The 21,621-nt window shown below is 58.4% G+C and carries 19 protein-coding genes; 16 read left to right on the top strand and 3 right to left on the bottom strand.

Annotated elements, in window-relative coordinates:
* Positions 1 to 8 precede the first annotated feature (8 nt).
* The 8 genes from nuoG to nuoN all read left to right on the top strand — a co-directional run bounded on the left by nuoG (position 9) and on the right by nuoN (position 10,034).
* Complete coding sequence (gene nuoG, locus EKN38_RS01150) at positions 9 to 2,732, top strand: NADH-quinone oxidoreductase subunit NuoG (protein WP_014832759.1); 2,724 nt, start codon at positions 9 to 11, stop codon at positions 2,730 to 2,732.
* Positions 2,729 to 3,706: an NADH-quinone oxidoreductase subunit NuoH gene (gene nuoH / locus EKN38_RS01145; protein WP_008500211.1), complete on the top strand. Its 978-nt coding sequence runs from the start codon at positions 2,729 to 2,731 to the stop codon at positions 3,704 to 3,706. The genes nuoG and nuoH overlap by 4 nt, the downstream gene beginning before the upstream one ends.
* Before the next feature lie 13 nt (positions 3,707 to 3,719).
* Positions 3,720 to 4,262 (top strand): NADH-quinone oxidoreductase subunit NuoI, encoded by a 543-nt coding sequence (gene nuoI / locus EKN38_RS01140; protein ID WP_003861491.1) that lies wholly within the window; start codon positions 3,720 to 3,722, stop codon positions 4,260 to 4,262.
* Positions 4,263 to 4,272: 10 nt separating this feature from the next.
* Positions 4,273 to 4,827: an NADH-quinone oxidoreductase subunit J gene (nuoJ, locus tag EKN38_RS01135; RefSeq protein WP_008500212.1), complete on the top strand. Its 555-nt coding sequence runs from the start codon at positions 4,273 to 4,275 to the stop codon at positions 4,825 to 4,827.
* On the top strand, positions 4,824 to 5,126 hold the full coding sequence (gene nuoK, locus EKN38_RS01130; protein WP_003861496.1) for an NADH-quinone oxidoreductase subunit NuoK: 303 nt from the start codon (positions 4,824 to 4,826) through the stop codon (positions 5,124 to 5,126). Before nuoJ ends, nuoK begins: the two co-directional genes overlap by 4 nt.
* Positions 5,123 to 6,964, top strand: a complete 1,842-nt coding sequence (gene nuoL, locus EKN38_RS01125; RefSeq protein ID WP_014832758.1) for an NADH-quinone oxidoreductase subunit L — start codon at positions 5,123 to 5,125, stop codon at positions 6,962 to 6,964. Before nuoK ends, nuoL begins: the two co-directional genes overlap by 4 nt.
* 76 nt (positions 6,965 to 7,040) lie before the next feature.
* Positions 7,041 to 8,570 (top strand): NADH-quinone oxidoreductase subunit M, encoded by a 1,530-nt coding sequence (nuoM, locus tag EKN38_RS01120; RefSeq protein WP_014832757.1) that lies wholly within the window; start codon positions 7,041 to 7,043, stop codon positions 8,568 to 8,570.
* A gap of 6 nt (positions 8,571 to 8,576) precedes the next feature.
* Positions 8,577 to 10,034, top strand: coding sequence for an NADH-quinone oxidoreductase subunit NuoN (gene nuoN / locus EKN38_RS01115; RefSeq protein WP_014832756.1), 1,458 nt, complete (start codon positions 8,577 to 8,579; stop codon positions 10,032 to 10,034).
* A 92-nt stretch (positions 10,035 to 10,126) separates the two neighbouring features.
* Here nuoN and EKN38_RS01110 read toward each other — a convergent pair whose 3' ends face one another.
* Positions 10,127 to 11,131 carry a chemotaxis protein gene (locus EKN38_RS01110; protein ID WP_013098100.1) on the bottom strand — a complete coding sequence of 335 codons (1,005 nt, stop codon included), beginning with the start codon at positions 11,129 to 11,131 and terminating at the stop codon, positions 10,127 to 10,129.
* A gap of 64 nt (positions 11,132 to 11,195) precedes the next feature.
* A complete protein-coding gene (gene rbn, locus EKN38_RS01105) occupies positions 11,196 to 12,113 on the bottom strand; it encodes a ribonuclease BN (protein ID WP_014832755.1) in 918 nt (305 codons plus the stop codon).
* A gap of 70 nt (positions 12,114 to 12,183) precedes the next feature.
* Between rbn and EKN38_RS01100 the strand changes: the two genes are divergently transcribed.
* The 8 genes from EKN38_RS01100 (at position 12,184) to menE (ending at position 20,104) form a co-directional block, all read left to right on the top strand.
* Positions 12,184 to 12,645, top strand: a complete 462-nt coding sequence (locus EKN38_RS01100; protein WP_014832754.1) for a GNAT family N-acetyltransferase — start codon at positions 12,184 to 12,186, stop codon at positions 12,643 to 12,645.
* 53 nt (positions 12,646 to 12,698) lie between these two features.
* On the top strand, positions 12,699 to 13,004 hold the full coding sequence (gene elaB / locus EKN38_RS01095) for a stress response protein ElaB (protein ID WP_014832753.1): 306 nt from the start codon (positions 12,699 to 12,701) through the stop codon (positions 13,002 to 13,004).
* Positions 13,005 to 13,099: 95 nt separating this feature from the next.
* Complete coding sequence (gene menF, locus EKN38_RS01090) at positions 13,100 to 14,395, top strand: isochorismate synthase MenF (RefSeq protein WP_014832752.1); 1,296 nt, start codon at positions 13,100 to 13,102, stop codon at positions 14,393 to 14,395.
* 88 nt (positions 14,396 to 14,483) lie between these two features.
* Positions 14,484 to 16,154 carry a 2-succinyl-5-enolpyruvyl-6-hydroxy-3-cyclohexene-1-carboxylic-acid synthase gene (gene menD / locus EKN38_RS01085; protein ID WP_014832751.1) on the top strand — a complete coding sequence of 557 codons (1,671 nt, stop codon included), beginning with the start codon at positions 14,484 to 14,486 and terminating at the stop codon, positions 16,152 to 16,154.
* Positions 16,151 to 16,927 (top strand): 2-succinyl-6-hydroxy-2,4-cyclohexadiene-1-carboxylate synthase, encoded by a 777-nt coding sequence (gene menH, locus EKN38_RS01080; RefSeq protein WP_014832750.1) that lies wholly within the window; start codon positions 16,151 to 16,153, stop codon positions 16,925 to 16,927. Before menD ends, menH begins: the two co-directional genes overlap by 4 nt.
* Entirely contained in the window at positions 16,924 to 17,781 is an 858-nt protein-coding gene (gene menB, locus EKN38_RS01075) for a 1,4-dihydroxy-2-naphthoyl-CoA synthase (RefSeq protein ID WP_014832749.1), read from the top strand. The genes menH and menB overlap by 4 nt, the downstream gene beginning before the upstream one ends.
* Complete coding sequence (gene menC / locus EKN38_RS01070) at positions 17,781 to 18,746, top strand: o-succinylbenzoate synthase (protein ID WP_014832748.1); 966 nt, start codon at positions 17,781 to 17,783, stop codon at positions 18,744 to 18,746. The genes menB and menC overlap by 1 nt, the downstream gene beginning before the upstream one ends.
* Positions 18,743 to 20,104, top strand: coding sequence for an o-succinylbenzoate--CoA ligase (menE, locus tag EKN38_RS01065; protein WP_014832747.1), 1,362 nt, complete (start codon positions 18,743 to 18,745; stop codon positions 20,102 to 20,104). Before menC ends, menE begins: the two co-directional genes overlap by 4 nt.
* On the opposite strand, the gene EKN38_RS01060 is transcribed toward menE, so the two are convergent.
* Positions 20,105 to 21,619 carry a tripartite tricarboxylate transporter permease gene (locus tag EKN38_RS01060; protein ID WP_014832746.1) on the bottom strand — a complete coding sequence of 505 codons (1,515 nt, stop codon included), beginning with the start codon at positions 21,617 to 21,619 and terminating at the stop codon, positions 20,105 to 20,107. It lies immediately after the preceding gene.
* Positions 21,620 to 21,621: the final 2 nt, after the last annotated feature.

The following is a 21,621-nucleotide window of genomic DNA, read 5'->3' as shown; positions in this document are numbered from 1 at the left end:
GCATGCTAATGGCTACGATTCATGTAGACGGCAAAGAATACGAAGTCAACGGGGCGGACAACCTGCTGGAAGCTTGTCTGTCTCTTGGCCTCGATATTCCGTACTTTTGCTGGCATCCGGCGCTGGGCAGCGTCGGTGCTTGCCGCCAGTGTGCGGTGAAGCAATATCAAAACGCGGAAGACACGCGTGGTCGCCTGGTGATGTCCTGTATGACGCCAGCCACCGAAGGCACCTTTATTTCGATTGATGACGAAGAAGCCAAACAGTTCCGTGAAAGCGTTGTGGAATGGTTGATGACCAACCACCCGCACGACTGCCCGGTCTGTGAAGAGGGCGGTAACTGCCACCTTCAGGATATGACCGTAATGACCGGTCACAGCTTCCGTCGCTATCGCTTTACCAAGCGTACTCACCGTAACCAGGACCTGGGGCCGTTCATCTCTCACGAAATGAACCGCTGCATCGCCTGCTACCGCTGCGTGCGTTACTACAAAGATTACGCAGACGGTCAGGATCTGGGCGTGTATGGCGCACATGACAACGTCTACTTCGGTCGTCCGGAAGACGGTACGCTTGAGAGCGAATTCTCCGGTAACCTGGTGGAAATCTGTCCGACCGGTGTATTCACCGATAAAACCCACTCCGAGCGTTACAACCGTAAGTGGGACATGCAGTTTGCACCAAGCATCTGCCAGCAGTGTTCGCTGGGCTGTAACACCAGCCCGGGTGAGCGCTACGGCGAACTGCGTCGTATCGAAAACCGTTACAACGGTACCGTAAACCATTACTTCCTGTGCGACCGCGGTCGTTTCGGCTATGGCTATGTGAACCTGAAAGACCGTCCGCGTCAGCCGGTTCAGCGCCGTGGCGACGACTTCATCACCCTGAACGCTGAACAGGCGATGCAGGGTGCGGCAGATATTCTGCGTCAGTCGAAGAAAGTGATCGGTATCGGTTCCCCACGTGCCAGCATCGAAAGCAACTTCGCGCTGCGTGAGCTGGTGGGGGCGGAAAACTTCTACACCGGTATCGCTCAGGGCGAGCAGGAACGTCTGCAGCTGGTACTGAAAGTGCTGCGCGAAGGCGGTATTCATACCCCTGCGCTGCGCGAAATCGAATCGTATGATGCGGTTCTGGTGCTGGGCGAAGATCTGACGCAGACCGGCGCTCGCGCGGCTCTGGCGGTTCGCCAGGCGGTGAAGGGTAAAGCACGTGAAATGGCAGCGGCACAGAAAGTGGCTGACTGGCAGATTGCGGCAATCCTCAACATCGGCCAGCGCGCGAAGCATCCTCTGTTTGTGACGAACGTCGACAACACCCGTCTGGACGATATCGCCGCGTGGACCTACTGTGCGCCGGTTGAAGATCAGGCGCGTCTTGGATTTGCCATTGCCCATGCGCTGGACAGCAACTCTCCGGCCGTTGAACTGGATCGTGACCTGCAGAGCAAGGTCGACGTGATTGTTCAGGCGCTGGCGGGGGCGAAGAAACCACTCATTATCTCCGGGACTAATGCCGGTAGCGCCGAGATCATTCAGGCTGCCGCGAACGTTGCCAAAGCCCTGAAAGGCCGTGGTGCGGACGTTGGCGTCACCATGATTGCCCGTGCGGTGAACAGCATCGGTCTGGGTATGATTGGCGGCGGCTCGCTGGAAGAAGCGTTAAGCGAACTGGAATCCGGTGCCGCTGACGCCGTTGTGGTGCTGGAAAATGACCTGCATCGCCATGCCTCTGCCGCGCGTGTCGACGCTGCACTCTCTAAAGCGCCGCTGGTGATGGTTATCGATCATCAGCGCACCGCGATTATGGATAAAGCGCACCTGGTGCTCTCTGCGGCAAGCTTCGCAGAAAGCGACGGTACGGTTATCAACAACGAAGGCCGCGCACAGCGTTTCTTCCAGGTTTATGACCCGGCGTACTACGACAGCAACACCGTGATGCTGGAAAGCTGGCGCTGGCTGCACTCCCTGCACAGCACCGTGCAGAGCCGTGAAGTGGACTGGACGCAGCTCGACCACGTTATCGATGCGGTAGTCGAAAAACTGCCTCAGCTGGCAGGCATTAAAGATGCTGCGCCTGAAGCGAGCTTCCGTATTCGCGGCCAGAAACTGGCGCGCGAACCGCACCGTTACAGTGGCCGTACCGCGATGCGTGCCAATATCAGCGTGCACGAACCGCGTCAGCCGCAGGATAAAGACACCATGTTCGCCTTCTCTATGGAAGGGAACAACCAGCCGTCTGCGCCGCGTTCACAAATCCCATTCGCATGGGCGCCGGGCTGGAACTCCCCGCAGGCCTGGAACAAGTTCCAGGCGGAAGTGGGCGGTTCATTGCGTCACGGCGATCCGGGCGTGCGTCTGATTGAAGCCTCCGAAACCGGTCTGGACTTCTTCACGACCGTTCCGACGAGCTTCCAGGCGCAGGACGGTAGCTGGCGTATTGCGCCGTACTACCATCTGTTTGGTAGCGACGAGCTGTCCCAGCGTTCACCGGTATTCCAGCAGCGTATGCCGCAGCCGTACATCAAGCTTAACCCGGCAGACGCCGCGAAGCTTGGCGTCAACGCGGGTGCGAACATCGCCTTTAGCTATGACGGCCAGACCATCAGCCTGCCGCTGATTATCTCTGAAGGTCTGACAGCAGGGCAGGTTGGTCTGCCGATGGGTATGCCTGGCATCGCGCCGGTACTGGCGGGTGCGCGTCTTGATAACCTGCAGGAGGCAAAAGCATGAGTTGGTTAACGCCGGATCTTATCGACATCCTGCTGAGCATTCTGAAAGCGATTGTCATTCTGCTGGTGGTGGTCACCTGTGGTGCGTTCATGAGCTTTGGTGAACGTCGTCTGCTTGGTCTGTTCCAGAACCGTTATGGACCAAACCGCGTGGGCTGGGGTGGTTCACTCCAGCTGGTTGCGGACATGATCAAGATGTTCTTTAAAGAGGACTGGATCCCGCGCTTCTCGGATCGCGTGATCTTTACTCTGGCTCCGATGATCGCCTTCACCTCGCTGCTGCTGGCGTTTGCTATCGTTCCTGTCAGCCCGACCTGGGTGGTCGCTGACCTGAACATCGGCATTCTGTTCTTCCTGATGATGGCAGGCCTCGCGGTGTACGCGGTGCTGTTCGCAGGCTGGTCCAGTAACAACAAATACTCGCTGCTGGGTGCGATGCGTGCGTCTGCGCAGACGCTGAGCTACGAAGTGTTCCTGGGTCTCTCCCTGATGGGCGTCGTGGCGCAGGCCGGTTCATTCAACATGACCGACATCGTCAACAACCAGGCCGACATCTGGAACGTTATCCCGCAGTTCTTTGGGTTTATTACCTTTGCTATCGCGGGCGTGGCGGTGTGTCACCGTCACCCGTTTGACCAGCCAGAAGCCGAACAGGAACTGGCCGACGGTTACCACATTGAATATTCCGGTATGAAATTCGGTCTGTTCTTCGTGGGCGAGTACATCGGTATCGTCACCATTTCCGCGTTGATGGTAACGCTGTTCTTTGGTGGCTGGCATGGCCCGTTCTTACCGCCGTTCATCTGGTTCGCGCTGAAAACCGCGTTCTTCATGATGATGTTCATTTTGATTCGCGCAGCGTTACCGCGTCCGCGTTATGACCAGGTAATGTCCTTCGGCTGGAAAGTGTGCCTGCCGCTGACGCTCGTCAACTTGTTGGTAACGGCGGCTGTCATTCTCTGGCAGCAGCCATAAGGGGCTATAGACCATGACCTTAAAAGAATTACTGGTAGGCTTCGGTACCCAGGTACGCAGTATCTGGATGATCGGCCTGCACGCGTTTGCCAAACGCGAAACCCGGATGTACCCGGAAGAGCCGGTATATCTGCCGCCGCGCTACCGTGGCCGTATCGTGCTGACGCGCGACCCGGACGGTTCCGAGCGCTGCGTTGCCTGTAACCTGTGTGCGGTAGCGTGTCCAGTAGGCTGTATCTCTCTGCAGAAAGCAGAGACGGTAGACGGCCGCTGGTACCCTGAGTTCTTCCGCATCAACTTCTCACGCTGCATCTTCTGTGGTCTGTGTGAAGAAGCGTGCCCAACCACGGCGATTCAGCTCACCCCGGACTTCGAACTGGGTGAGTACAAGCGTCAGGATCTGGTGTACGAGAAAGAGGATCTGCTGATTTCCGGTCCGGGCAAATACCCGGAATATAACTTCTACCGGATGGCGGGTATGGCAATCGACGGCAAAGATAAGGGCGAAGCGGAGAACGAAGCCAAGCCTATCGACGTCAAGAGCCTGTTACCGTAAGGAGAGGGCAATGGAATTCGCTTTTTATATCTGTGGCCTTATCGCCATCCTGGCTACGCTGCGAGTGATTACGCACACCAATCCGGTGCATGCGCTGCTGTACTTAATCATTTCGCTGCTGGCTATTTCCGGGGTGTTCTTTGCGCTCGGCGCGCACTTTGCCGGTGCGCTGGAAATCATCGTTTACGCCGGGGCCATCATGGTGCTGTTCGTCTTCGTAGTGATGATGCTGAACCTGGGCGGCTCTGAAATTGAGCAGGAACGTCAGTGGTTAAAACCGCAGGTGTGGATTGGCCCGGCAATTCTGTCGGCCATCATGCTGGTGGTGATTGTTTATGCCATTCTCGGCGTGAACGACCAGGGCATCGACGGTACGCCAATCGGCGCGAAAGAAGTGGGTATCACGCTGTTTGGACCGTACGTTCTGGCGGTAGAACTGGCCTCTATGCTGCTGCTGGCGGGTCTGGTTGTTGCCTTCCACGTTGGCCGCGAAGAGCGTGCTGGTGAGGTGCTGAGCAACCGCACTGACGACCGCGCGAAAAGAAAAACGGAGGAACGCGCATGATCCCCTTAACACATGGACTGATCCTCGCTGCGATTTTATTCGTTCTGGGCTTAACCGGTCTGGTTATCCGCCGCAATCTGCTGTTTATGCTGATCGGTCTGGAAATCATGATTAACGCCTCCGCGCTGGCCTTCGTGGTCGCCGGAAGCTACTGGGGCCAGACCGATGGTCAGGTGATGTACATTCTCGCCATCAGCCTCGCGGCTGCCGAAGCGAGTATTGGCCTGGCGCTGTTACTGCAGCTCCATCGTCGCCGCCAGAACCTGAACATCGATTCAGTAAGTGAGTTGCGTGGATGAACATGCTTGCCTTAACCATTATTTTTCCGCTGATTGGCTTCGTGCTGCTGGCGTTTTCTCGCGGCCGCTGGTCTGAGAATCTGTCTGCGACCGTCGGCATGGGCTCTGTCGGTCTGGCTGCGCTGGTAACAGCGTATGCGGGTATCGATTTCTTCAACAACGGACGTCAGGCCTTCAGCGTGCCGCTGTGGACCTGGATGTCGGTCGGTGATTTCAACATCGGTTTTAACCTGGTGCTGGATGGTCTCTCGCTGACCATGCTCTCCGTGGTCACCGGCGTGGGCTTCCTGATCCACATGTTCGCCTCCTGGTACATGCGCGGTGAAGAGGGTTACTCCCGCTTCTTCGCCTACACCAACCTGTTTATCGCCAGCATGGTGGTTCTGGTGCTGGCCGATAACCTGCTGCTGATGTATTTGGGCTGGGAAGGCGTGGGTCTCTGTTCGTACCTGCTGATCGGGTTCTACTACACCGATCCGAAGAATGGCGCAGCGGCTATGAAAGCGTTCGTCGTGACCCGTGTGGGTGACGTCTTCCTCGCGTTCGCGCTGTTCATTCTCTACAACGAACTGGGCACACTGAACTTCCGCGAAATGGTGGAACTGGCGCCAGCGCACTTCGCCGCAGGCAACAACATGCTGTGGTGGGCAACGCTGATGCTGCTGGGTGGTGCTGTGGGTAAATCTGCACAGCTGCCGTTGCAGACATGGCTGGCCGACGCGATGGCGGGTCCAACCCCTGTCTCCGCGCTGATCCATGCCGCGACCATGGTCACTGCCGGTGTGTACCTGATTGCGCGTACCCATGGCCTGTTCCTGATGACCCCGGAAATTCTGCATCTGGTGGGTATCGTCGGTGCGGTCACACTGGTACTGGCAGGCTTTGCCGCGCTGGTGCAGACCGACATCAAACGCGTTCTTGCTTATTCCACCATGAGCCAGATTGGCTACATGTTCCTGGCGCTGGGCGTTCAGGCGTGGGACGCGGCGATTTTCCACCTGATGACGCACGCGTTCTTTAAAGCGCTGCTGTTCCTCTCATCCGGTTCCGTGATCCTGGCCTGCCATCACGAGCAGAACATCTTCAAGATGGGCGGACTGCGTAAGTCCATCCCGCTGGTGTATGTCTGCTTCCTGGTGGGCGGCGCGGCGCTGGCGGCACTGCCGCTGATTACCGCGGGCTTCTTCAGTAAGGACGAAATCCTTGCCGGTGCCATGGCGAATGGTCATATCAATCTGATGGTTGCAGGTCTGGTCGGTGCGTTCATGACCTCCCTGTATACCTTCCGTATGATTTTCATCGTATTCCACGGTAAAGAACAAATTCACGCTCACGCAGGGAAGGGGATTACTCACCACCTGCCGCTGATTGTGCTGCTGGTACTCTCCACCTTCGTTGGCGCGATGATTGTGCCACCGCTGCAGGGCGTACTGCCAGACACCACCGAGCTTGAGCACGGTCGCGTTCTGACGCTTGAAATCACCTCTGGTGTGGTTGCTATCGCAGGCATTTTGATTGCTGCATGGCTGTGGCTGGGCAAACGCACGCTGGTGACTGCCGTTGCCAACAGTGCGCCAGGCCGTCTGCTGGGCACCTGGTGGTACAACGCGTGGGGCTTCGACTGGCTGTACGACATGATCTTCGTTAAGCCGTTCCTGGGCATTGCGTGGCTGCTGAAGCGCGACCCACTGAACAGCCTGATGAATATCCCGGCGATCCTCTCCCGCTTTGCAGGCAAAGGCCTGCTGTACAGCGAGAACGGTTACCTGCGCTGGTATGTGGCGTCCATGAGCATCGGTGCAGTTGTCGTGCTGGCGCTGCTGATGGTGTTGCGTTGATCGTAAAGTGAATTTTATTCGAATTCGTTGAAAATCAGGCCCCTGCTGGGGGCCTTAAAAAGGAATGTAAATCGCCATGTTACTACCCTGGCTAATATTAATTCCCTTCATCGGCGGCTTCCTGTGCTGGCAGACTGAACGCTTTGGCGTGAAGATGCCGCGCTGGATCGCGCTGATCACCATGGGATTGACGCTCGCGCTTGGTCTGCAACTCTGGTTGCAGGGTGGCTACTCCCTGACCCAGTCTGCGGGCATTCCGCAGTGGCAGTCTGAGTTTATCCTGCCGTGGATCCCACGTTTCGGCATTACGATCCACCTGGCGATTGACGGTCTGTCGCTGCTGATGGTAGTGCTGACCGGTCTGCTCGGCGTTCTGGCGGTACTTTGCTCCTGGCGAGAAATCGAAAAATACCAGGGCTTCTTCCACCTTAACCTGATGTGGATCCTGGGCGGCGTAATCGGCGTGTTCCTTGCCATCGACATGTTCCTGTTCTTCTTCTTCTGGGAGATGATGCTGGTGCCGATGTACTTCCTGATCGCGCTGTGGGGCCATAAGGCGTCCGACGGTAAAACGCGTATCACGGCGGCCACCAAGTTCTTCATCTATACCCAGGCGAGTGGTCTGGTGATGCTGATTGCCATTCTGGCGCTGGTGTTTGTGCACCACAATGCGACCGGTATCTGGACCTTCAACTACGAAGACCTGCTGAAGACCCCGATGTCTCACGGTGTGGAATACCTGCTGATGCTCGGCTTCTTCATCGCCTTTGCGGTGAAAATGCCGGTAGTACCGCTGCACGGCTGGCTGCCAGACGCACACTCTCAGGCGCCAACGGCAGGTTCTGTGGACCTGGCGGGCATCTTGCTGAAAACGGCAGCCTACGGTCTGCTGCGTTTCGCGCTGCCGCTGTTCCCGAACGCGTCCGCTGAGTTCGCACCGATTGCCATGTGGCTGGGTGTGATTGGTATCTTCTACGGTGCCTGGATGGCGTTCACGCAGTACGACATCAAACGTCTGATTGCGTACACCTCCGTCTCCCACATGGGCTTCGTGCTGATTGCTATCTACACCGGCAGCCAGCTGGCGTACCAGGGTGCGGTGATCCAGATGATTGCGCACGGTCTGTCCGCAGCCGGTCTCTTCATCCTCTGTGGTCAGCTGTACGAACGTCTGCACACCCGTGACATGCGTATGATGGGCGGTCTGTGGAGCAAAATTAAGTGGCTGCCGGCGCTGTCTATGTTCTTCGCGGTGGCGACCCTGGGTATGCCAGGTACCGGTAACTTCGTCGGCGAATTTATGATTCTGTTCGGCAGCTTCAAAGTGGTACCGATGATTACTGTCATCTCCACCTTTGGTCTGGTGTTCGCGTCCGTCTACTCGCTGGCGATGCTGCACCGTGCTTACTTCGGTAAAGCGAAGAGCGAAATTGCTGCACAAGAACTGCCGGGGATGTCGCTGCGTGAGCTGTTCATCATCCTGCTGCTGGTCGTACTGCTGGTGCTGCTGGGCTTCTTCCCGCAGCCGATTCTGGATACCTCGCACTCCGCGATGGGTAATATCCAGCAGTGGTTTGTTAATTCTGCTTCTACTACAAGGCCGTAATTCGCCATGACAATAACTCCACAACAACTGATCGCGCTGCTACCGCTGCTGATCGTCGGATTGACGGTGGTGGTTGTGATGCTCTCCATTGCGTGGCGACGCAATCACTTCCTGAATGCCACGCTGTCGGTCATCGGACTGAACGCCGCGTTAGTCTCTCTCTGGTTTGTTGGCCAGGGTGGGGCGATGGACGTCACCCCGCTGATGCGCGTTGACGGTTACGCCATGCTCTACACGGGGCTGGTTCTGCTGGCGAGCCTGGCGACCTGTACCTTTGCCTATCCGTGGCTCGAAGGCTACAACGACAACAAAGAAGAGTTTTACCTGCTGGTACTGATTGCCGCGCTGGGCGGCATTCTGCTGGCGAATGCGAACCATCTGGCTGCGCTGTTCCTCGGCATTGAGCTTATCTCTCTGCCGCTGTTCGGTCTGATTGGTTATGCCTTCCGTCAGAAGCGCTCCCTGGAAGCGAGCATCAAGTATACGATCCTGTCTGCTGCTGCCTCGTCCTTCCTGCTGTTTGGTATTGCGCTGCTGTACGCACAGACCGGTAACCTCTCGTTCATGGCGCTGGGCAAGAGCCTCGGCGACGGCATGCTGCACGAGCCGCTGCTGCTGGCGGGTCTGGGCATGATGATTGTTGGCCTCGGCTTTAAGCTCTCACTGGTTCCGTTCCACCTGTGGACACCAGACGTCTACCAGGGTGCACCGGCTCCGGTGTCTACCTTCCTGGCGACGGCGAGCAAAATCGCTATCTTCGGTGTGGTGATGCGTCTGTTCCTGTACGCACCGGTAGGTGACAGCGAAGCAGTTCGCACGGTGCTGGGGATTATCGCGTTCGTCTCCATCATCTTCGGTAACCTGATGGCGCTGAGCCAGACCAACATCAAACGTCTGCTGGGTTACTCTTCTATCTCTCATCTGGGTTACCTGCTGGTGGCGCTGATTGCGTTGCAGAGCGGTGAGATGTCGATGGAAACCGTAGGCGTTTACCTGGCCGGTTACCTGTTCAGCAGCCTCGGCGCGTTCGGTGTGGTGAGTCTGATGTCCAGCCCGTACCGTGGCCCGGATGCAGATTCACTGTTCTCCTACCGTGGCCTGTTCTGGCACCGTCCGATCCTGTCTGCCGTGATGACCGTGATGATGCTCTCTCTGGCGGGTATCCCAATGACGCTGGGCTTCATCGGTAAGTTCTACGTACTGGCTGTCGGTGTGCAGGCGCACCTGTGGTGGTTGACCGCAGGCGTAGTTATCGGCTCGGCAATCGGTCTGTACTACTATCTGCGTGTGGCCGTGAGCCTGTACCTGAGCGCGCCTCAGCAGCTCAACCGCGACGCACCAGGCAACTGGCAGTACAGCGCCGGGGGGATTGTGGTGCTGATCTCCGCGCTGCTGGTGCTGATCTTCGGTATCTATCCGCAGCCGCTGATTGATATCGTGCAGCGAGCAATGCCATTAATGTAAAAGCAAAAAACCCGCCTCGGCGGGTTTTTTTATGGTTTTCGCCCTCTCCCTGTGGGAGAGGGACGGGGTGAGGGCACCAGCCCGCACCAGGCTTAAGCCAGCTGCTTCCTGCTAATCAACGGTCCGTCAATCTTCTTCATTGAACGGTCCAGTACCTCTTCAATCACCGACGACAGCTCGTTCAGCTCAAACTTCGCCACGTAGCCGTCGGCCTTCACTTTACGAATATGATCTTCGTTGGCGTTGCCGGAAAGCGAAGAGTGGATCACCACCGGAATATCTTTCAGCAGCGGGTCTGTTTTGATTTTGCGCGTCAGCGTGAAACCGTCCATCTCTGGCATTTCGAGGTCGGTCAGCACCAGGGCAATTTTATCCGTGATCGGCACGCCTTCAGCCTGCGCCTGCGCGGCCAGCACGCCAATTTTCTCCCATGCGTCTTTACCGGTGATATGCAGCTGCGCCGGGATCTCCATAGCCTGTAATCCCTTCTCCAGCATGGAGCGTGCGACTTTGGAATCTTCCGCCACAATCGCCACAGCGCCAGGCTTGATATGGAACTTAGTGGTCTGCAGATTCGTGGCGTGCAGATCGTGGTTGGCCGGCGTGATGTCATACAGGATCTGCTCAACGTCCAGCACCATCGCCAGCTCGTTGGTATCGGTCTTTTCGTCCAGACAGGCGATACTGGTGATGTAACGTCCGCTGACGGCGGTTTCCGCCGCGTGGACCTGCTTCCAGTCAAGGCGCATGATGTTCTCAACCGATTCCACCGCAAACGCCTGCACGCTGCGGGCATATTCGGTGATCAGCAGGATGTTGAGCCCCGTCGTCGGCTTACAGCCCGCCACGGCGGCCAGGTCGATCACCGGGATCACCTGATCGCGAATATTCACCATCCCCATCAGCGGGGACTTCATCCCTGCGGGTTTGGTGAACTCCGGCATCGGCACAATTTCACGCAGCTTAAAAACGTTAATGCCAAACAGTTCGGATTTATTTTCATTCAGAGACGTGCCCAGACGGAACAGCAACAGCTCAAAACGATTCGACAGGGTGAGATTTGCCCTGTCATCAATATCTTTCTGGAAATTATCCATTCTACCCTCAAGTGAAATGCTGCCCTTTTAATCGTTATCGGCATCCTGAGAGAAAAATGAAGGACTAAACGCTGACCTGAGTGAAATCGTTGGCCAGCTCACATGCCGGGAACACGTCACGGCACTCTGCCAGCAGTTTCTCACAGCCCCGGGCGTCATAGCGCGAGCTGACATGGGTGACAATCAATCTTCCGACGTTCGCTTCACGGGCAAGCGCCGCCGCCTGACGTGTGGAACTGTGGCCACGGCTGTTGGCTTTTTCTTCCATCGCCGTTTCGAGCGTGGCTTCGTGTACCATTACGTCCACGCCACGCGCCAGATGCAGGGCCGCCGGACAGGGAGCGGTATCACCGAAAATCGCCAGTTTTTTGCCTGGCTGCGGTGGGGCGAGATACTCCTCTCCGTTGATAACCCGACCGTCTTCCAGGGTGACGGTTTCGCCCTGCTTCAGACGCTGGAACAGCGGCCCGGGTTTTACACCATCGGCAATCAGCGCGGCGGCGTCGAGCGCGCCGGGCTTATCATGCGCTTCAATGCGGTAGCCATAGCACTCAACCGGATGATTCAGCGGCCGGGCGGTGACGGTATAGTCACCGTCATCAAAGACCAGCCCCTCGGTTATCTCCACCACCTCCAGCGGATAATCCGTCCACGACCCGCTCAGGCGCAGCGTGGTGTCAACAAACTCACAAATACCCGCAGGCCCGTAAATCGTCAGCGGGTTGGCATTACCCGCCATCGACCGGCTGCACAGCAGGCCCGGCAGGCCAAACAGATGATCGCCATGCAGGTGGGTAATAAAGATCTTATCCAGCTTACCGGGATGATAAGTGGTGTGTAACAGCTGATGCTGCGTCCCTTCACCACAGTCAAACAGCCACAGTCCGCCACGGGTTGGGTGCTGCAGATCCAGCAGGATCGCGGTCACGTTTCGTGTGCGTGTTGGCACGCCAGCGGACGTACCCAGAAAAATCAGTTCCATAACGCAATCAGCCCTTTGCCGAATGGGGAAGGGTTTAGTATAACGTGATGAACCCAGGAAGGAGACTGACATGATCCAGTGGCAAGATTTACACCATAGTAAACTCACCGTTCAGACACTGTACGCCCTGCTCAAACTGCGCTGCGAAGTGTTTGTTGTAGAACAAACCTGCCCGTATCAGGACATCGATGGCGATGATCTGGTGGGCGAGAACCGTCATATTCTCGGCTGGAGGGATAACGAGCTGGTGGCGTATGCGAGGATTCTGAAAAGCGAGGACGATTTTGAGCCCGTCGTTATTGGTCGCGTCATTATCAGCGGCAAGGCGCGCGGTGAAAAACTGGGCTATCAGTTGATGGAAAAAACGCTGGAGGCATGCCAAAAACAGTGGCCAGACAAGGCGTTATACCTGGGGGCACAGGCGCACCTTCAGTCCTTCTACGGCCACTTTGGCTTTATGCCGGTTACGGACGTGTACGACGAAGACGGCATTCCTCATATCGGTATGGCGCGGGAAGTGAAACAGGCGTAATGGCAGGTCGTTGGCTATAGTTAGCGGACTGGTGTACTAACATGGAGAAAAATATGTCATTTCAATCCTGGGATACCCGTATCGATGACGACCTGGCTTTGCTGAGCGAAACGCTGGAAGAGGTGTTACGTTCGTCGGGCGACCCTGCCGATCAGAAATATATCGAACTGAAAGCACGTGCCGAACAGGCGCTACATGACGTCAAAACCCGCGTCAGCCATGCGTCCGACAATTACTACTATCGCGCGAAAAAAGCGGTGTATCGCGCCGATGATTACGTCCACGAAAAACCGTGGCAAGGCATTGGTGTCGGTGCGGCGGTTGGTCTGGTGCTGGGGCTGCTTCTGGCCCGTCGTTAAGCCCGGAATCTGACGCTTAACCCCTCCCTATACGTGGGTACTGATCTTTCTGATGGTACCCCGTATACTAAGTGTTTTCACAGGGAGAGGTTCGCGTGCATTCGATTTCTACCGCGCTGGAACGTCTGCGTACTCAGCTTGCGCAAGCGTTACCCGCTACACCCGGTTTACATCATTTCGACGTCTCTTTCCCGTTAAACGACGCTTTCGATCCTCTCGCCTGGCTTGGCGCTCAACGCTGTTTTCCTCAGTTCTACTGGCAGCAGCGTAACGGTGATGAAGAGCTGGCCGCGCTGGGCGCCGTTATCCATTTTTCCTCTCTGGCACAGGCTTCGCAGTTTTTACAGAATAACCCCGTAGAGAACGACACGCGGATCTGCGGCCTGAATGCCTTTACCCCGGAGCAGGGCAGTCTCTTTTTACCCCGTCTGCTGTGGCGACGTTCTGCCGGGACCGCCACGTTGCGTCTGCAGCTGTGGAGTGATCGCTCCCTTCAGGAAGATGCGGGCGCGGCGCTGGATTTCTTACAGCAGCTTCACGATGCCAGGCCGATACGCCCGCTATCAGCCCAGGTGGTGCAGGAGACCCATCAGCCGCAAAAACCAGAATGGCTCCGCCTTATCCGCCAGGCGACAGAGACCATCGCGCGCGGTGATGTTGAAAAGGTGGTGCTCGCCCGGGCAACCGATCTGCAGTTCAGTCAGCCTGTGAATGCCGTGGCGCTGATGGCGGCCAGCCGTGCCCTGAATCTGAACTGCTATCATTTCTGCATGGTTTTCGATGCCCGCAACGCGTTTCTTGGCTCCACGCCTGAACGCCTGTGGCGGCGGCGCGGCAACCTGCTACGTACCGAAGCGCTGGCCGGTACCGTCGCCAGCCATCCTGACGACAAGCAGGCCCGCCTTCTCGGCGACTGGCTAATGAGTGACGACAAAAACCAGCGCGAAAACATGCTGGTGGTGGAGGATATCTGCCAGCGGCTCCAGCACCACACCCGGACGCTGGAGGTCCTGCCTGCGCAGGTCGTACGGTTGCGTAAAGTGCAGCATCTTCGTCGCTGCATCTGGACCGAGCTCAAGCATGCGGATGATGAGCAATGTCTGCATGTGCTGCAGCCGACGGCTGCGGTTGCCGGGTTACCGCGCCAGCCAGCACGCGAATTCATACACCGCGTTGAACCTTTCGACCGGGAATGGTATGCCGGATCCGCCGGATATCTGTCGCCAGAACAAAGCGAGTTCTGCGTGGCCCTGCGCTCGGCGCGCGTCCATGACGCCACCGTCCGTCTTTACGCCGGGGCGGGGATCGTCAGCGGTTCCGATCCGGAACAGGAGTGGCAGGAGATCGAAAATAAAGCCGCAGGCTTGCGCTCTCTGCTCCTGAAGGATTAGTACTGATTCGCGCAATCCCGATTCATATCAAAATTCTATTTTTTTCTATTATTTATACTGTGTCGCATTCTTGATACCGGACAATCTCATGTCAGTAAGTTCTTTTAACCGACGCTGGGCGACGGTGATCCTTGAAGCCCTGACTCGCCATGGCGTCAGGCATGTGTGTATTGCGCCGGGCTCACGCTCCACACCGCTGACGCTGGCGGCAGCAGAGAACCGGGCATTTATTCACCACACCCATTTTGACGAGCGCGGCCTGGGCCACCTGGCGCTGGGGCTGGCAAAGGTCAGCAAGGAACCGGTGGCGGTGATCGTCACCTCTGGTACCGCTGTGGCAAACCTCTATCCGGCCCTTATTGAAGCCGGGCTGACCGGTGAGAAACTGGTTCTGCTGACGGCCGATCGCCCGCCGGAGCTTATTGACTGCGGGGCGAACCAGGCTATTCGTCAGCCGGGCCTCTTTGCCTCGCATCCTTCGCAGACGGTTTCGTTACCCCGACCCACGCAGGACATTCCCGCAAGCTGGCTGGTCTCGACCGTCGATCACGCCATGGAGACGTTGCGCAGCGGGGCGTTACATATTAACTGTCCGTTTGCCGAGCCGCTGTATGGCGAAATGGACGACACCGGTCTTGCCTGGCAGCAGCAGCTTGGCGACTGGTGGGAGAGCGAAAAGCCGTGGCTGCGTGAGCAGACACACCTTGAGAGCGTAAAGCAACGTGACTGGTTCTTCTGGCGGCAAAAGCGTGGCGTGGTTATTGCCGGGCGCATGAGCGCCGCCGAAGGCAGGCAGGTGGCCGAATGGGCACACACCCTTGGCTGGCCGCTGATTGGCGACGTGCTGTCCCAGACCGGACAGCCGCTGCCGTGTGCCGATCTCTGGCTCGGGAATGCGAAAGCGGTCACTGAGCTGGCGCAGGCGCAGATTGTGGTTCAGCTGGGTTCAAGCCTGACCGGCAAGCGGTTACTGCAGTGGCAGGCAACCTGCACTCCGGAAGAGTACTGGCTGGTGGATCCGCTGGAAGGGCGGCTCGATCCGGCGCACCATCGCGGTCGTCGTCTGGTAAGCGAGATCGATGCCTGGCTGGCGCTGCACCCGGCGGAAAAGCGCACCCCGTGGGCCGTTGCGATCCCGGCGCTGTCGCGTCAGGCGTGGGAGTTGACCCGCGCACAATGCGAAAGTTTTGGTGAAGCAGAGCTGGCGCACCGTATTCACCGGTATCTGCCGGAGCAGGGGCAGTTGTTTGTCGGCAACAGCCTGGTGGTGCGTCTGATTGATGCGTTCTCAAAACTGCCTGCGGGCTATCCGGTCTACAGTAACCGTGGCGCCAGCGGCATTGACGGGTTGATCTCCACGGCGGCGGGTGTGCAGCGAGCCAGCGCGAAATCCACGCTGGCGATCGTGGGCGATCTTTCGGCGCTGTACGATCTCAATGCGCTGGCGCTGCTGCGTCAGGTGTCGGCGCCGTTTGTGCTGATTGTGGTCAACAATAACGGCGGACAGATTTTCTCCCTGCTGCCGACACCGCAGAGTGAACGCGAGCGCTTCTATCTGATGCCGCAGAACGTGCAGTTTGAACATGCCGCAGCGATGTTTAATCTGACATACCATCGCCCGGAAAACTGGGAAGCGCTGGATGCCGCCCTGAGCAGTGCCTGGCGACAGCCCGGTGCAACGCTGATTGAACTGGTCGTCAACGAAGCTGACGGTGCGCAGAAGCTGCAAAGCCTGCTGGCGCAGGTGAGCCACCTGTGATCCTCGCAGGCGTGCAACAGGCCGGTAAACCAGGCTACCCCTGGCTGGTCTTTTTGCATGGATTTTCCGGGGATTGCCACGAGTGGCAGACGGTCGGGGAGGCGCTCGGCGATTACCCCCGGCTTTATCTCGACCTGCCGGGTCACGGCCGGTCCGCCAGTATGGGTGTCACGGGGTTCGAAGAGGTGTGTGACGTGCTTACCCGAACCCTTGTTAGTTACAACATACTTAACTACTGGCTGGTGGGGTACTCCCTCGGTGGCCGCATTGCGATGTTCCATGCCTGCCAGGATCCTGCGGGGCTTCGCGGCATCATCGTGGAGGGCGGGCATCCGGGTCTGCAGGGGGTCGCAGCGCGAGAGGCAAGGTCTGCATCCGACCATCTGTGGGCGCAGCGTTTTCGCACGCAGCCCCTCTCAAATGTTTTTGCCGACTGGTATCAACAGCCTGTCTTTGCCTCCCTCACGGACAGCCAGCGCAGGGCGCTCATCGCCCTGCGCTGTCGCAACGCGGGCACAAACCTGGCGATGATGCTTGAGGCAACCTCGCTCGCCGTGCAACCAGACCTGCGTGCCGCACTCAGCGCGCGAAATTTCCCTTTTGATTATCTCTATGGCGAACGTGACGAGAAGTTCGCGGCCCTGGCCGCTGAACTGAACGCGGTTCGCCATGTCATTCCAAACGCCGGACACAACGCCCACCGGGAAAATCCCGGGGCGGTTAGCGCGAGTCTGGCTCAGATACTGCGTCGTCGAATAAAGGACACACTATGATCTATCCTGATGAAAACATGCTCTATGCACCGGTTGAATGGCAAGACTGCTCCGAAGGCTACACCGACATTCGCTATCACAAATCGACTGACGGCATCGCCAAAATCACCATTAACCGTCCGCAGGTGCGCAACGCGTTCCGTCCGCTGACCGTAAAAGAGATGATTCAGGCCCTGGCGGATGCGCGCTATGACGACAACATCGGCGTCATCGTCCTGACCGGGGAAGGCGAAAAAGCGTTCTGCTCCGGTGGCGATCAGAAAGTGCGCGGTGACTACGGCGGATATCAGGACGATGCGGGTACCCATCACCTGAACGTCCTCGATTTCCAGCGTCAGATCCGCACCTGTCCAAAACCGGTGGTGGCCATGGTGGCGGGCTACTCTATCGGCGGCGGTCACGTGCTGCACATGATGTGCGATCTGACGATTGCCGCAGAGAACGCCATCTTCGGCCAGACCGGCCCGAAAGTCGGCTCCTTCGACGGCGGATGGGGGGCTTCCTACATGGCGCGCATTGTTGGTCAGAAAAAAGCCCGTGAAATCTGGTTCCTGTGCCGCCAGTACAATGCCCAGGAAGCGCTGGACATGGGACTGGTTAACACCGTGGTGCCAATTGCCGATCTCGAAAAAGAGACCGTTCGCTGGTGTCGCGAAATGCTGCAGAATAGCCCAATGGCGCTGCGTTGCCTGAAAGCGGCCCTGAACGCCGACTGTGACGGTCAGGCGGGTCTGCAGGAGCTGGCAGGTAACGCCACCATGCTGTTCTACATGACCGAAGAGGGCCAGGAAGGACGCAACGCGTTTAACGAAAAACGCCAGCCAGACTTCAGCAAATACAAACGGAACCCGTAATGCGTCGCGCGCAGGTTTACCGCTGGCAGATACCGATGGACGCGGGCGTGGTGCTGCGTGAACGGCGGTTAAAAACCCGTGATGGCTTCTTCGTGCAACTGCAGCAGGGCGAAGGGCAGGGCTGGGGCGAGATTTCGCCTCTGCCGGGCTTTAGCCTGGAGTCGCTGGAGGAGGCGCAGGCTGCGCTGGTGGCATGGGTAGAGGAATGGCGTTCAGGCGTGAATCCGCCGCTGCCGGATGTGCCTTCCGTCGCGTTTGGCATCAGCAGCGCGCTTGCGGAGCTCGACGGTAGCCTGCCTGATGAGGCCGATTACCGTGCCGCGCCGCTCTGCACGGGCGATCCGGACGAGCTGTTTGCATTGCTCAGCGCAATGCCCGGCGAGAAAGTGGCGAAAATCAAAGTCGGTCTTTACGAAGCGGTACGCGACGGGATGGTCGCTAACCTGTTGCTGGAAGCGATCCCCGATCTGCGCCTGCGTCTGGATGCCAACCGCGCCTGGACGCCGCTTAAGGCGCAGCAGTTTGCAAAGTACGTCAACCCGGCGTACCGCAGCCGCATTGCCTTTCTGGAAGAGCCATGCAAAACCCGTGAGGATTCACGCGCCTTTGCCCGAGAAACCGGCATTGCCATCGCCTGGGATGAAAGTCTGCGCGAGGCGGATTTTGTCTTTAGCGCCGAGCCGGGCGTCAGCGCCGTGGTCATAAAGCCGACCCTGACGGGCAGTCTGGCAAAGGTGCGTGAACAGGTGGCGGCAGCGCATGCCGCAGGGCTGACGGCGGTGATCAGCTCCTCCATCGAATCCAGCCTTGGGCTGACGCAGCTGGCACGCATTGCCGCCTGGTTAACGCCCGACACCATCCCCGGGCTGGACACGCTAAACCTGATGCAAACCCAGCTCATTCGCCCGTGGCCGGGGAGCGCGCTGCCGTGCGCGGGCGTTGAGGCGCTGGAGCCGTTGCAATGAGTTTTACCGACTGGCCGTGGCGGCACTGGCGCGTGCAGCGTGCTGATAAACCGGCTCTGCGCCTGAATGACGAGGTGCTCAGCTGGCAACAGCTGTGTACGCGCATCGACAGCCTTGCGGCGGGGTTCCAGCAGCAGGGCGTGGAGGCGGGTGACGGCGTGCTGCTGCTCGCCCATAATCACCCGCAGACCCTGCTGGCATGGCTGGCGCTACTCCAGTGCGGCGCGCGTATCCTTCCCGTTAACCCGCAACTGCCGCGTCCGCTGCTGGAGGTATTACTTCCGCAGATGACGTTGCGTTTTGCGCTGGTGCTGGATGGTCACTACGATGGGCTTGCTGCCCTGAGCCTGCATGCGCTGTCTGGTGAATACCATGCGGCGTGGCAACCTGAGCGACTGGCCTCAATGACGCTCACCTCCGGCTCTACCGGGCTGCCGAAAGCGGCCGTTCATACCTGCGGGGCGCATCTTGCCAGCGCTGAGGGCGTCCTCGCGCTGATGCCCTATGGCGACGATGACGACTGGCTGCTGTCGCTGCCGCTGTTTCATGTCTCCGGGCAGGGGATCTTATGGCGCTGGCTGCAGGCTGGCGCGCGCTTAACCGTACGCGAGAAGCAGCCGCTGGAGCAGGCTTTACAGGGGTGTACGCATGCCTCGCTGGTGCCAACCCAGCTCTGGCGTCTGCTTAATACCCACCAGCGGATCGCGCTGAAAGCGGTACTGCTGGGCGGGGCCGCTATCCCCGTTGAACTGACGCAACAGGCGCGTGAGCAGGGGATCTGCACATTCTGCGGCTACGGCCTGACGGAGTTTGCCTCTACCGTCTGTGCGAAAGAGGCTGACGGTGAACCGGACGTGGGCAGTGCGCTGCCGGGCAGAGAGGTGCAGGTCGTTAACGGTGAAGTGTGGATCAGGGCGCAAAGCATGGCCTCAGGCTACTGGCGCGACGGTGCGTTGTTACCGCTCACGAATTCAGAGGGCTGGTTCGCCACCCGCGATCGCGGCGAGCTGCATGATGGCCGCCTGACGATCCTCGGTCGGATGGATAACCTCTTTTTCAGCGGAGGCGAAGGGATCCAGCCGGAGAGCCTGGAGCGGGTTATCGCGACCCATCCGCACATCAGCCAGGTCTTCATTGTCCCGCTGAATGACGCCGAATTTGGTCAGCGTCCGGTGGCGGTAGTGGAGTGTGAACCGGGAACGGATATCGCCCAATTCACGGAATGGATTCAGGGCAAACTGGCGCGATTTGAGCAGCCCGTGCACTGGCTGGTGCTGCCATCAGAGCTGAAAAATGGCGGGATTAAGATCTCCCGCCAGGCGTTAACACAGTGGGTGAATGCCCAACTGTCAGGGTAATCAGCCGATATCGGGCTGCGGTTTACGCTGACGGCGGCGTAGCAGGCGCAGCACCGGCGGCACGACCACCACCACGATTGCCATCGCCAGCAGAACTTTCGCCACATTGCTGTCCCACAGAATAGAGACATTGCCATTGCTGATGGACAGGGCGCGGCGCAGGTTCTGCTCCAGCATCTCACCCAGCACAAAGCCCAGAATCAGTGGCGACATCGGGAAGTGCATTTTACGCAAGATGTAGCCGAACACCCCCAGCGCCACCATCAGAATCAGGTCGAAGGTGGTGCTGTGTACCGCATACACCCCCACCGCCGAGACGGCTGCGATTGCGGGTACCAGGAACCACAGTGGAATGGTCAGCATGCGGGTGAACAGACCAATCAGCGGGATGTTCATCACCAGCAGCATCACGTTGGCGATCAGCAGCGCCGCAATCAGCCCCCAGACGATGTCCGGCTGCTCGGTAAACATTGCCGGTCCCGGCGTGATGTTATAAAGCGTCAGCGCGCCCATCATCACCGCCGTGGTGCCGGAGCCGGGCACGCCCAGGGTGAGCATTGGTATAAACGAGCCGCAGGCCGAGGCATTATTGGCCGCCTCAGGTGCGGCAACCCCGCGAATATCCCCTTTACCAAAGCTGTCGCTGTTACCGCTGAGTTTTTTCTCCGTCATATAGGTAATGGCGCTGGCGATTGTCGCGCCGGCACCCGGCAAAATACCAACAAAGAAGCCAATCACTGAAGAGCGCAGCGTGGTGCCGATACACTGCGCGCCCTCTTTGGCGCTAAAGAGCATCCGGCCGGTTTTACGCACCAGCGTCTGCCCGCTGCTGGTATGTTCCAGCATCAGTAAGATCTCAGAGACAGAGAACAGACCAATCACGACCACGATAAACTGCACGCCGTCGGACAGGTGAACGCTGTCGAAGGTAAAGCGATACACCCCGGTGTTGGCATCCACGCCGACGGTGGCTAACCCTAAGCCAATCAGCGCAGACAAAAACGATTTCAGTGGGTTTTGCGCCATCATGCTGCCGAGACAGGCGATGGCGAAGACCATCAGGGCAAAATATTCTGCCGGACCAAACGCCAGCGACCACTGGGCCAGCGCAGGGGCAAACAGAATGATGCCGCCAATGGCAATCAGCGAGCCAAAGAACGAACTCACGGCGGAGATGGACAGTGCCACGCCGCCGCGCCCCTGCCGCGCCATCGGGTAGCCATCCAGCGCGGTCATAATGGCCGCCGCATCCCCGGGTACGTTGAGCAGTATTGACGAGATACGGCCGCCATATTCACAGCCGATGTAGACCGTCGCCAGCAGGATCAGGGCCGATTCCGCAGGCAGATGCAGGGCAAACGCCAGCGGGAGCAAAATAGCGACCCCGTTGATGGGCCCAAGGCCGGGCAGCAGACCGACGATCGTGCCGACAAAGCAGCCGATCAGAGCGATCACCAGGTTTTCCGGGGTCATCGCCACAGCGAACCCCTGTGAGAGGTAAATCCAGGTATCCATAG

It is taken from the genome of Enterobacter sp. WCHEn045836, assembly GCF_003965585.1.
Lineage (GTDB): Bacteria > Pseudomonadota > Gammaproteobacteria > Enterobacterales > Enterobacteriaceae > Enterobacter > Enterobacter dissolvens.
Note: the sequence above shows the minus strand (reverse complement) of the source record. Positions and strands in the feature narration are given on the sequence as shown.